The following is a 12,605-nucleotide window of genomic DNA, read 5'->3' as shown; positions in this document are numbered from 1 at the left end:
ACATAAAAAAATCCGTAATCCCTGTGAGATTACGGATTCTTACACAACCACTGGATCGGTCAACCGATCCTTAACTGATCGGCATTACGCTCGCGCGGCCTTTTTTATTGATTCATTCCGATATGCCTACCAAACGGGCATTTCATCCTGCAGGAAAGGATTATGTACGCGCTCATGACCGAGCGTCGACATTGGGCCGTGACCCGGAATAAAGCTGACCGCATCACCCAGTGGCAATAATTTGCGCTTAATCGAATCGATTAGCTGCCCATGATCGCCGCGTGGGAAATCACTGCGCCCTACTCCACCTTTAAAGATTACATCCCCTGAGATAAGCAGCTGCGAAGCGGCGTCAAAGAAGACGATGTGCCCCGGCGTATGTCCCGGACAATGCAGAACCTGCAAGCTGACGTTACCGACGGTGACGGTATCACCTTCGTTAAGCCAGCGGTCTGGCGTTAACGGCAGACAATCTTCGAGACCGAACATCCGGCTCTGAGCCGGCAGCCCCTGAAGCCAGAACTCATCTTCTTTTTCCGGTCCGACAACCGGTACACCGTAATGCTGTGCCAGTTCCGCGGCGGCACCCACGTGATCGAGATGACCGTGGGTCAGCAGGATCTGCATCAGCGTCACGCCTGCGGCGGTCACTTCCTGTTTAATACGCTCAGCATCACCACCCGGGTCCACCAGTGCAGCGAGTTTCGTTTGCTCACACCAGATGAGCGAACAGTTCTGGGCGAAAGCCGTAACCGGAATAATACGATAGTTCATGATGCTCCTGTTTCGTTACCAGGTCCGGACCGGCCCGGTATCAATATGCACAAAGTTACTACGTGGGTAATATCCTACACCACCTGCGCGCATAGATAACGCAGCTTTGCGAATATTGCTTAACGAAACGCCTTCAATATGAAAATCCATCGCCTGGCCTTTGGTGTGATAGCTGTGTTTCGCTACCCCGCGGCTGTGAGCGCGCAGTTCATCGTTGGTATTTAATGAACGATAGCCGGAAATAAGCTGCACGGGCTTGTTGGTCCCCAACAGTCCCTGAAGGCGGTACAGATGGTCGAAGAGCTTTGGATCGATGGATTTCATTTTATTCGCGCGATAGTCTCGGAAAAAATGATTGAGTCTTGCTAATTCATCCTGAATATAGCCTCTGCCATCGAAAAACTCCGCTTTGAGCGTCTCACCGGTATGCAGGTTATTGAGCGTCAAAACACGCGGACGTGGTGTCGAGAGGGTGGCAAATGCTGGCGTTGGCAGGATGGCCGCTGCGCCAAGCGCAACACCACCTAACGCCAGCAATTTGCGGCGATTAGCGTCAAATTTGTCCATGATAATCAGGTCTTCAAGTAAGTGATCGTTATTTATGCACTTCTGGCGCACGAAGGGCACCTTAACCGCCGTTGGAAGCGACGTCAAGGTTCCCTAACCCCAGTCAATTCAGGCCCTGTAGCGATTTGGGCCTGAATTGGCTAATTTATACGACACCTGAATTATCTGAACTTCTTCATTTACCTAATTAATTGTTCCGCTTTTGGCAGGATTTGTGCGCCAGATCGCGCGGTGAGATCATAATTGTAAATATCTGTACGATATTGTGCCCGGCCATCTGCGCCGACGAAGGCCGTCAGGTAATAGAGGTTAACCGGGATATTCTGGCGGATATTCACGTAACGCGTGTTCCCCTGTTTAAGGGCATCAGAGATCCGCGTGTCATTCCAGCCTGCATCCTGTAACAACATATTAGCGAGCTCTGATGCTTTATTGACGCGTACACAGCCTGAACTCAGCGCTCGCGAATCTTTCTGGAACAGGGTGTGGTTCGGCGTATCGTGCAGATAGATAGCATCCGAGCTCGGCATATTGAATTTGTAACGCCCCAAGGAGTTATGGGCCCCCGGCGCCTGCTGGAAACGGAACGGCAAATTCGAAGGAGTGATCGTCGACCAGTCTACGTGATAAGGGTTAATGGCCTCGTTGCTGTTCCAGCCGCGCAAGACGGTATAACCGTGTCTGTCCAGATAACCTGGGTCGTTCCATACTTTCGGCAGAATATCTTTGCGGGCCAGGGTCGAGGGGACGTTCCACGGTGGATTGACCACCACGTTATTCAGGGCGCTGCTCATCATTGGAGTCTTACGATCCGGTCGGCCAACGATGACTCGGGAATCCAGAACCTGATTCCCATCGAGGTAATACACCAGCGAGTAGGCCGGAATATTGACCATGATGCCGGTGGAAAGCTTGCCCGGCAGGAGTCGCAGACGCTGGATATTCAGCGCCAGCACGCCCGCCCGCTGTGCCGGGCTGACATTCAGCCAGTCACGAGTGGCCTGGCCAATCACGCCATCCGCCCCCAGCCCTTGCCAGGTCTGGAAGCGCTTCACCGCCTCCACCAGCTGACGGTCGTAAATCGCAGGCGCGTTGCTGTTCGCTTTAGCTTTCTTCGCAGGCAGAGCAGACGGGCTGATCACTGGGTTATCTCCCGGCAGGACGATATCCGACGCAGGATCCATCATTCCGGTGCGCTGAAGAATTTCGCGTAGCGCCGGAACGTCTTTACTCCACTGCCCCGGAGAAAGTTTGGCGGTACTGGTCAGCTGCGGCCACGGACGGGAATCGGTCAGTTGGGCCAGCAGCGCCTGATGCATCGCCGCATACTGAGGATGCTGCGGGGCCAGACTGGCCACAAACTGCGGCAGGGAGCCATTATCCAGCGCCAGCTGCCATTGGCTAATGACCGACAGTGGCGGCGTGGTGAGCGTGTAAGGTTTGTCACTGTACAGCCAGCGAGTCCCCTGCATCGGAAGACTGCTGATGAACTGGAGGTAGCCCATCATCGCATCGGAAAGCACCACATCACGCGCCATGCCGGTAACGGCCGGATCGGTCAATAGCTCGACCCACTGCGTGAACTGCGGCTGAAAACCGGCAATGGCGACTTCGGCCAGCTGTTGCTGGAACGCCTGCACGGCATCCCGATTTTCCCACATCGGCTTCATCGTCCTGGCGGCATACATCGCCGCCAGCTGATTCATATACACCGGCGTGTATTGGGCTGGCAGGAGTGACTGAATATCGGCCCGGCTTTTGGCGGCCGCTCCGTCAGGCAGCGGTTGGATCCCCGCCATCATCGCCACGGCAGGGGCTTGCCCGTCCGCCTGGGCCAATACCTGTGAAGAATCGCCAGGTGTGGCTGAACTGTCTGTTGGCACCAGTTCAGGCTCGTCGGCCTGCGCGTTGAACAGTGGAGCAAAAGCCAGCGTCAGACATAAACTTAGCGCTGACAACCGACGACCATATGATTTATTCAGCGACATCCCTTGCCCCCTGTTGTTCATTGCTGCCCGTACTAACCGGGGCTTACTCTCAGTATATAAAGACAAAAATACTTTTGCCTGACCAAATGTAAAGAAGATTAAAGATAATACCCTCTTCCCGCCGTAAACAGAAAACAAAAAGGGCGACATCGCCGTCGCCCTTATTTAAAAAAAGACTTACATCTACGAAGCGTCCGCGGTGCCCGGCAAGGTTTCCGGAAGCTGTGCCGCAAAGCCGCGTAGCCCAACCACGTGAACGTGTTCCGTATTCTGGAAGACTTTACGCACCAGTTTATAGGTGGTGCCTTTTTCCGGGCTGATGTTTTCCGGGGCCGCGATGATGAGCTGCATTTCCAGACGGTCACACAGTTCAAACAGCGTGGCGATGGAACGGGCATCCAGACGGGCCGCTTCATCAAGGAACAGCAGACGGCATGGCGAAATGTCTTTCCCGCGCAGACGACGGGCTTCATCTTCCCAGCTCTGTACCACCATTACCAGGATGGACATCCCGGTACCGATAGCTTCCCCGGTAGACAGCGCACCCGATTCCGCACGCAGCCAGCCGTCAGATCCACGGTTTACTTCTACTTCCATTTCGAGGTAGTTACGGTAGTCCAGCAGCTCCTCACCGATGGTCTGCGGCGTACGCTGACCCATATCGATTTGCGGATTCAGACGCTGATACAGCTTCGCCAGCGCTTCAGAGAAGGTCAGACGGTTGCTGTTGAACAGGTCCTGGTGCTGCTCGTGCTGTTCAGATAATACTTCCAGTAGCGTGGAGTGTGTTTCACGTACGTTCACATTCAGACGCACGCTGTTCACCTGGCCGAAGGATACGCTCTGTAGCCCCTGGTTCAGCATACGAATACGGTTCTGTTCGCGCTGAATGGTCTTGCGAATAATATTGGCCACGCTGCGGGAGCTGATTGCCAGCTTCTGTTCACGCGCTGTCAGCTCTTCTGTCAGACGACCCAGTTCGATTTCCATCTGCTCAATGGCTTCTACCGGATCGTCGGTGCGGATAATATCCTGACGAATACGCTCACGCAGATGCTGGTACACCGCCACGAAGAACTGAATCTTGCGCTCAGGGCGCTTCGGATCTTCCGACATCCGCAGCACATCACGCAGGTGTTCGTTATCTGCCACGGCCAGACGCAGCGCACCCAGCGCCTTATCCGACATCGAACGCAGATCGTCTGCGGACAGGTAGGCCAGCTCGCGGCGATGCAGACGGCGTTCGACGTTATTGTCTTTCACCAGGCGCATGACCGCACACCAGCCCGCCTTGGCGCTAACCACTTGCTCACGCATTTCGAGATAGTTGCGCTCGAGGCTACGCAGTTTACGGGTCAGGTTGTCCATTTCCGCTTCGCAGAAGGTCAGCGCTTTTTCGAGTTGGTTGCGACGGTTACGGTTGTTGGAGAGCTGAGTATGCAGTTCGTCACGGCGTGAACGGGCACGCTCTTCCGCCCCGCTGTCGGCCCGGACGCCGATGTCCTGCAGTTCGCGATGTAAATCGGTCAGCAGCTCTTTCTTGGTGTCGAAGGAGCTTTTCAGCGACGCCATAACCTGGCTGTACTGGCTGAGCTGTGCGGCGTGGTTACGCAGCGCTTCACGCGCACGGGCACGTTCCGCTTCCGCCTGCTCCAGACGCTGGCGCAGCTTCTCGTTCAGGTCGCTGTTACCGTTCAGCATTTCCGCCGAATCGGTATAGCCAAAGTGTGCGCGGCGCTGAACCACTTCGGTCAGGGCAAACGCCTGCTGACGCGCATCACGCTGCATCTGCTGAGAATACGCGTAGTCTTCTTTTAGCTGTTCATACTGTTCCGGGTCGCTTTGCAGAACGGAAACCATTGGCTCCAGTTTTGCCAGCTGATTGCCGTGCTGCTGAATAAAGCGCGCGGCTTCCTGGGCTTCATCCAGACGCTCCTGGATTTCATCCACCCGATCGGCCAGCGTTTCGTCAGCCAGCAGATTGAGACGCGGCAACAGACGGTTCAGTTGGGCAACGCCCTCTTTCGCCTGCTCAAACTGTGCCCGGCTCTGCTGGTTGTCATTTTCGTGGTTGCTGAGCGCACGCTCCAGCTCGCCACGACGGGTATTCAGTTTGCGAATTTCCGCTTCCGGATCCGCTTCAAACGCGACGGCCAAGTGGCTGCCGATGAAACGGCTGAATGCCTGATGCAGACGCTGGGTTTTCTGGACGTCAAACGACAGAGTCGCGAAGCGTTCAGACAGGATTTCACGTTCCGCGTGCAGGGCTTCGATACGGTTTTCACGCGCCGCGCGGCCAAATAACGGCAGCGTCGGGAAGCGGGAGTAACGCCACTGACGGTCAGCGACTTTCACCACTACGGCTTTTTCCAGCTCGTCTACGGTAAAGACGCTGTCATCAAAGGAGGAAGGATCCCCTTCGATGAGATAGAGATCTTCCGGGCAATCTTCCAGCCCTTCGAGCTGCTCGGCAATCTGCGACAGATCCGGCACCACGATCGCATGACGCGACGGACCATACAGCGCGGAGAAGTACGGTGCATCGTCGAGGCTTACGTCATCATAGATTTCTGACAGCAGCACACCGCCAAAACGTTCCGCCAGCGCGTTCAGACGCTGATCTTCGGAACCGCCAGGCTGGCTTAAACGTTCGATTTCATCATCAACCGCACGCTTACGCGCCCCGACTTCATCACGCTCAACAATCGCTTCGCGCTCGCGCTCCAGCAACTGCTGCATATATTCGGTCACGTCCTGACTGGACTCAAACGCTTCGCCGCTCTGCTCACACAGCTGAGTCAGGCTGCTTTGCGCCGCCAGCCAGATAGGTGCCCGTTGCAGCAGAGTTTGCGTGCGGCCCTGCAATTGTTCCAGTTCCTGACGCAGCGTCATACGCTGTTCGCTGGCGGAAGAGACACTGTCCGACAGCGCAGAGATGCGTTCTTCCAACTCCTGGTGCAGCCCTTCCAGCTCGTCAATTTCAATATGACGGCCCTGACGCTTGCAGAATTCTGCCAGCAGACGCTCGGCATCCTGTTGCTCACGCAGACGCTGTTCAAGCTCGTTCAGACGACCGCGCAGGGCGGTTGACTGTTCGGCCAGGTGACGCTGGTTAACCCCTTCCCGCAGCAGGTCGCGGGCAACATCCCACGCCTCATCACGGCCCAACGGACCATTAATGGCGACCACCAGTTGATAAGCCTGCTCGAACTGGCTGTGCGCGGTTTGCGCCACGCTCATTTTCTGTTCCAGCGACAGCAGTTTTTCCGTGGCTTCCTGCTCTTTCGCTTTGAAGGTATCGAGCCAATCGTCCGCGCTTTCTGGGGTTAAGTCCGGCAGATGGCAGAGATCTTTCGCACGCTGCAACGCCTGTAATGCCTGGCTGTATTGGATCGCGCGAGTCTGCTGCACGTCGAGCGCCTGCTGGTAATCGGCGAGCTGGTTTTTCAGCTCATCCACTTCCAACTCAGCGGCTTCGGCGCGGGCTTCGTTCTCTTCCTGCTGTTCGGCGGCTTCGGCCACCACTTCGTTTTGTTCTTCGAGACGGATTTGCAGTTCGTCGAGATCCGCTTCATAGCGCTCGATTTTTTCCTGCTGACGCAACGCCGTCTGCACCAGGTTCAGGTGATCGCTCGCCGCCTGGTAATCGGCTTCCAAATCGCCTTCCGCACCGTTGTGCTCCTGCAACTCACGCGCCATTTCGACGTGTTTGTACTGCTCGGCAGCCAGCTGTTGACGCGAGGTCAGCAGTTCACGGCGGAAATCCAGCGCTTTGTCGAGATGCACCCGACGTTCGTTGGAGTGACGCATGTAGTCCGCCGCCACGTAATCGGTCGCTTCGGAGATCAAATGCTTGAACAGGTCGCGGTCAGACTGGGTAACGCGAATCGCTTCCAGCGTCATGCGGTTTTCACGCAGCGCGGCTTCCATGTCCTGGAAGGCCTTCCGCACCCCGCCGTTTTCCGGCAACAGGTAGTCGCGCAATGAGCGGGTAATGGCGCTGGAAATCCCGCCGTACAGCGAGGCTTCGATCAGACGGTAGTATTTACTCCGGTCAGACGCCGAGCGCAGACGACGGGCGACCACGCCCAAATCGAACATCAGCGAGTGGTAATCAGTAATCGAGTTAAACTGTTTGAACTGGACGCCTTCCATCCCTTCGAGCTTATCTTTCAGCTCCTGGAGGGTGAGGACGCGCGCCTGACGCTCGTTCAGCGTTTCGGTCACCAGCTCGGTCGGCTGGAAGGACATCGGCAGGCCCTGGATAGCAAACGGTTTGATATCCACTTTGCGGTCACGACCAGCAACCTGCTGCAGACGAACGCCCACCAGCACGCGTTGATGACGAGAGTTCATTACGTCCAGCATGGAGTAACAGACACCGGCTTTCAGCTTACCGTGCAGACCTTTATCGCGTGAACCGCTGGTTGCACCGGCTTCGGTGGTGTTACGGAAGTGCAGTAACGTTAAATCAGGGATCAGCGCCGTAACGAACGCCGCCATGGTGGTGGACTTACCGGCCCCATTACCACCCGAAAGCGTTGTAACCAGTTCGTCGAGATCAAAGGTTCGGGCGAAAAAGCCGTTCCAGTTAATCAGGGTTAATGAACGAAATTTACCACGTTCAATCATTATTCTTCCTCCCCGCTATCCGTATCCGGCTGAGCATCGTCATTCTCGTCATTGAGCAGCAGATGGTTTTCAATCGCTATCGCTTCGCCATCGCGGATCATGCGCAGCTGCGCTTCACGCGCATCATCCCCGGAGCGGACGTCCGCCCCGAAACGGAACACCGATTCGGTGATACGGAACTTGCTGCTGTCATGTCCCATAAACCACACCATGCCCAAACGGCGCAGGCGGTTCAGGGAAGAACGCACTTTTTCCTGCAGCTTTTGACGGTCAAGATCTGAACCGGTAGAGCGGTTGTTCACCAGCTTCAACAGCTTGGCTTCATCTGCCAGGCTCATCAGTTCGTCATACAGCTCCTGCTGGGTGAAAATCCCCTCGTTCGCCAGACGTTCCGGGCTGAGGTAGAGATAACAGAGGATTTTGCCGACCATCATATCCACTTCGGACAGCACCGAACGTGGAATAAGCGTGGTGGAACGTGGGCGCAAATAGAAGAAACCTTCCGGCGCACGAATCAGTTCCACGTTATAGCGGGTGTAAAACTCTTCCAGATACTCCTGGAAATCCATCAAAAAGGCGTGGTTGTCCAGTTCATCCAGACCGACATGACGGCCTGAACGCAGGGCGCTATCCAGCGCCGGGAATAACGGATTGGCCAGGGCCTGTGCCAGCTTAACTGGCATCACGTGTTCAATATTTGTCGATGACATGTGCCTGTACCTTGGCTCCGTAATCATTAATCGGCTGCCACTTCGGCGGCAGTCCGGTGAAATCTGCTTGTGCTACGCCCAGACGGACGGCCTGATCGACCACGATACGTGCCATGTCGAAATGACGCGCACGTGGATACTGCGTGAGGTATTCGCGCACCACCAGTCCCAAATCCAACGGCAGCCCTTTTTCTTTATAAATGGCCAGTTGCTGTTCGATGAGCGCCGCCAGCTGCTCGCGGATTTCGTTGAACTCTTCGTATTCGAGATCCGGCGGCAGTTCACCGGTGACCTCTTCATCACGCAACATCATCTCTTCATCGCGCATGTCGTACAGACGGTCAGCGTTGGCGTAGGTCAATGCCCATGGGGCATCGAAGTAATTCTGCACCGATACGCGCAGACGCTGGGCGAAGACACGGTTTTTATCCATATCGATAGCGGTACGGATGAATTTATGCACGTGTCTGTCGTAACCAATCCACAGGTCGATAGCCTGCTGGCCCCAGCTCACGATGCGATCGAGCTTGCTCTGCAGGTCGAACACCAGACGATCGACAAAATGCAGATCGTCATGCACCAGAGTCGAGTCCTGAATGCGCAACAGGTTAGCCTGCAGCTTATCGCCCGCAGCTTCCAGGGTATCCTGAAGCTCACGCAGAGTGCCGGAAGTTTCTGACAGCAACATTTCACAGCTGGAAATCGCCGCCCGCCAGTCTTTGTTGAGTAACTGCGCGATGTCGTCTTTTACCGTCTGCTGTTGCTCATCCATCAGACGCTGCGTGAGGTCAATGCTGTCAAAGATTTCCGCGACGGAATATTTCAGCGGCGCATACACGTTACGATGCCAGTGAAACTCATCTCCGCCCTCTTCTGCCGCATCCGCAGCACGTTTGAGTTCGCCGCCGACGATAGACAGCTGCATTGACAGGCGCAGCGTGGAAAACTCACGCTGGCGAATATAGTAATCGGTGATTCCGATGCCAAGCGGCGTCAGGCGGTAGATAGCATTGCCTTCCGTGATTTCGCTGGTAAAGCGGTTCAGCAGACGTTGACGCACCATATCGTTGATCGCGTTGTTCGCGCGCACGCTGATGGTTTCGCTGGTTTGCTCAAACGCATCACTGACGTGGCGGAAAGCGTCAATCAGCTCACCTTCGGTAAGCTCGCCTTCAAGCCGTTCGCCGTTCAGCGTTGCCACGGCCATCAGGAATGACAGCCTGTCGACCGGCAACGAGATCGAAAAATCATTTTTTCTGGCCCAGGCAACCAGTTCGGGGACTGTCTGGGAAAAATCACTCATCGTTAGTCCTTGTATCTACCTGCGGTTTTAGCGCGGTGACGTGAATATAGCGACCCAGGCTTATCCAGGGCTCTTCGCGACAATAGCGTGTTTCCAGTGCCAGTAACTGCTCGTACCGCTCATGCTGCTTTGCTTTTTCACGCAGATAATCATGAAACACGCGTACTCCGGTTTTCCCGGTTATTTGCCAGCCTGTTTCCAGCAGCCAGTCGTATACCTCTTGCGGTTTACGCGGATGGTTCGGCGAAAGCTTGCGTTTTCGGGTCTTCGGCATCCCCGCGTCGACGTAGTCAAAGTTCGTCACCACCATGTTGTGCATCAACAGGCCGTTAGCATTGTAGAACATTAACGACAATCCGCCGCCCGGACGCAGCACCGACCACAGCGCGTGTAAAACCGCCTGCGGATTAACCACCCACTCAAGTACTGCATGGCACAATATCAGATCAACCGGCCTTTCCAAATGCTCCGCAATGTCCTGCACCGGGCATTGTACAAAATGCATGTTGTGGCTCACACCTTTCTCAACGGCTGCCTGTTTTGCGAGGGCTATCATCTCGGCTGACAGGTCACATAGGGTAACATGGTGCCCCCGCTCTGCCATCCGAATTGCGGTCTGTCCGGCGCCGCCGCCGCCATCGAGAATACGCAGCGGGCGTTCACCGAAGGTGGCCAGCAAAACGTCTAAATCCTGCCACAGGATCGCCTGGCGCAGCTGTCCCTTTGTCGTGCCATAGATATTGCGCGAAAAACGTTCCGCGATACCATCAAAATTGCGATCCTGCACGCTGGACTCCACTTGCCCGCCACAAAGACGCTATTTTGTCATACCCACAGCGAGAGGGAAGCTATCTGGTGTAATATCCCTGCATATCCCCTTTCAGATGGTTAAAAAAGGAACCAACACGGATGCTTTTTACGCTAAAGAAGTATGTTGGCGGCATGATTTTACCGTTACCTCTCCTGATCTTGCTCATGGCGCTGGGTCTGGCACTGCTGTGGTTCAGCCGTTTCCAGCGCAGTGGCAAGATTTGTCTTAGCGTTGGCTGGCTGGCGCTACTGTTGTTAAGCCTGCAACCGGTGGCCGACCGTCTGCTCCAGCCGATTGAAAATACTTATCCGACCTGGCGCGGAACTGAGCGGGTGGAATACGTTGTGGTGCTGGGCGGGGGGTATACCTGGAACCCTGAGTGGGCCCCGAGTTCGAATCTGATTAATAATAGCCTGCCGCGGTTGGCGGAAGGGATCCGCCTGTGGCAGGCCAATCCGGGTGCCAGGCTGATTTTCACCGGTGCCGCTGCGGCCACCAACCCGGTGAGTACCGGCGAAGCAGGCGCCCGCGTGGCTGAAAGCCTCGGCGTGCCGCGTAGCGAAATTATTGTGCTCGATAAACCTAAAGATACGGAAGAAGAAGCCGCGGCGGTAAAAAACGCGATTGGCGATGCGCCTTTCCTGCTGGTCACCTCGGCGTCACATTTGCCCCGCGCGATGATTTTCTTCCGACACGCAGGGCTGCATCCGCTACCCGCCCCGGCGAATCAGCTGGCCATTAGCTCGCCGCTGAATCCGTGGGAACGCATAATCCCTTCTCCGGTGTGGCTGATGCACAGCGACCGCGTGGGTTACGAAACCCTGGGCCGCATTTGGCAATGGCTGAAGGGCAGCTCAGACGAGCCAGGGCAGCAGTGATTTTGCAGCCAGGTCAAAGTTAGCCCGGTTAAAACGCCCGGTATTCACTAACTGGGCGACTTCATCCCACAGCAAATACAACCAGCGCCGCCAGAGAAACGCTTCGGCAACCGGCGCGCGCTGGAGATAGTGCCATAACAACCCTTCCGCCAGCCCGCTATCGGTCAGACGAAACAGTTCATATTCACGCGGGGCCCACAGCATGACACCCGGCCCAACCATCGCCAGCAGCTGATCGCTGCGGGAATCTTTCAGCATACTGCGCAGCGTAAAGTTGCCGTGAACCAGCACGCAGTTATCATTGAATCCGTCAAACAGGGCGGGCAGGCATTCACGGGTACGAAACAGTATGCGTTTATCCTGCATCGTCAGCCCGGTATTGTTGTAGAGATTGAGCGTGCCCCACAGCACCTCAACGCGCTGGCGATACCACAGCGGCCAAAGATTTTCCTGAGTGCTGTCGACCGTGCCGACGCATCCTCCGCTGTCCTGACGATGCCAGGCCAGCAGTCCCTCGACGATTTGATCTTTAAGCTGTTCCCAGCGGTCGGGTGTTCTGGCAGGCGCTTCAACCGGCACCCCGCGCAGACGTTCAAGTAACAGGATATCCGGGCCCGGATGTTCTTCATGCGTCATCACGCCGTACACCACCGGCATCCGTACCGTGCCGCTGCGGGCCAGGGTCGAGATTTTCCACGCCAGCTGCTGCGCGAGCCCTGGTGTGGAAAAACTTCGGGCTAACAGCGGCATCGGGTGACCCTGAGCATCGTACAGCGACCACAGTGATGAATCCGTTTTCTCACTCACGCATTCCACCCGACTTAGCTTTTCGCCAAGCAGGTGGCTCAGTTCGGCTCGCAGTTGTTCCATATCTGGTTACCCCTGTGAAGAGTACTGTTTTTATAATGAGCGTCGATGCCGGAGATGTCACCGGGTAAGATC

At 55.8% G+C, this 12,605-nt stretch carries 9 protein-coding genes; 1 reads left to right on the top strand and 8 read right to left on the bottom strand.

Annotation, left to right across the window (positions count from 1 at the left end; genetic code table 11):
- Positions 1–126: 126 nt before the first annotated feature.
- The 7 genes from ACG0Z5_RS21785 to cmoM form a co-directional block, all read right to left on the bottom strand.
- The gene (locus tag ACG0Z5_RS21785; RefSeq protein WP_394451111.1) at positions 127–774 is read right to left on the bottom strand and encodes an MBL fold metallo-hydrolase; all 648 of its coding nucleotides are present in this window, start codon (positions 772–774) and stop codon (positions 127–129) included.
- A gap of 15 nt (positions 775–789) precedes the next feature.
- Positions 790–1,341: a DUF882 domain-containing protein gene (locus tag ACG0Z5_RS21780; RefSeq protein WP_394451115.1), complete on the bottom strand. Its 552-nt coding sequence runs from the start codon at positions 1,339–1,341 to the stop codon at positions 790–792.
- 179 nt (positions 1,342–1,520) lie between these two features.
- Entirely contained in the window at positions 1,521–3,329 is a 1,809-nt protein-coding gene (gene ldtD / locus ACG0Z5_RS21775; protein ID WP_394451109.1) for a L,D-transpeptidase, read from the bottom strand.
- Positions 3,330–3,512: 183 nt separating this feature from the next.
- Positions 3,513–7,961, bottom strand: coding sequence for a chromosome partition protein MukB (gene mukB, locus ACG0Z5_RS21770; RefSeq protein WP_394451107.1), 4,449 nt, complete (start codon positions 7,959–7,961; stop codon positions 3,513–3,515).
- Positions 7,961–8,671 carry a chromosome partition protein MukE gene (gene mukE, locus ACG0Z5_RS21765; protein ID WP_319787109.1) on the bottom strand — a complete coding sequence of 237 codons (711 nt, stop codon included), beginning with the start codon at positions 8,669–8,671 and terminating at the stop codon, positions 7,961–7,963. Before mukE ends, mukB begins: the two co-directional genes overlap by 1 nt.
- Positions 8,652–9,974, bottom strand: coding sequence for a chromosome partition protein MukF (gene mukF, locus ACG0Z5_RS21760; RefSeq protein WP_394451105.1), 1,323 nt, complete (start codon positions 9,972–9,974; stop codon positions 8,652–8,654). Before mukF ends, mukE begins: the two co-directional genes overlap by 20 nt.
- Complete coding sequence (cmoM, locus tag ACG0Z5_RS21755; RefSeq protein WP_394451103.1) at positions 9,967–10,761, bottom strand: tRNA uridine 5-oxyacetic acid(34) methyltransferase CmoM; 795 nt, start codon at positions 10,759–10,761, stop codon at positions 9,967–9,969. Before cmoM ends, mukF begins: the two co-directional genes overlap by 8 nt.
- A gap of 122 nt (positions 10,762–10,883) precedes the next feature.
- On the opposite strand from cmoM, the gene elyC reads away from it, so the two are divergent.
- A complete protein-coding gene (gene elyC, locus ACG0Z5_RS21750) occupies positions 10,884–11,663 on the top strand; it encodes an envelope biogenesis factor ElyC (protein ID WP_394451101.1) in 780 nt (259 codons plus the stop codon).
- Here the strand turns inward: elyC and ACG0Z5_RS21745 are convergent.
- Positions 11,640–12,533, bottom strand: coding sequence for a YcbJ family phosphotransferase (locus tag ACG0Z5_RS21745; RefSeq protein WP_394451099.1), 894 nt, complete (start codon positions 12,531–12,533; stop codon positions 11,640–11,642). The two genes, elyC and ACG0Z5_RS21745, sit on opposite strands and share 24 nt — an antisense overlap.
- Between the last annotated feature and the right edge of the window lie 72 nt (positions 12,534–12,605).

Source organism: Scandinavium sp. M-37 (assembly GCF_043558715.1).
In the GTDB taxonomy this organism is placed as follows: Bacteria; Pseudomonadota; Gammaproteobacteria; order Enterobacterales; family Enterobacteriaceae; genus Scandinavium; species Scandinavium vulneris_A.
The sequence above is the reverse complement of the archived record's forward strand: the minus strand, read 5'-3'. Positions and strand labels throughout refer to the sequence as shown.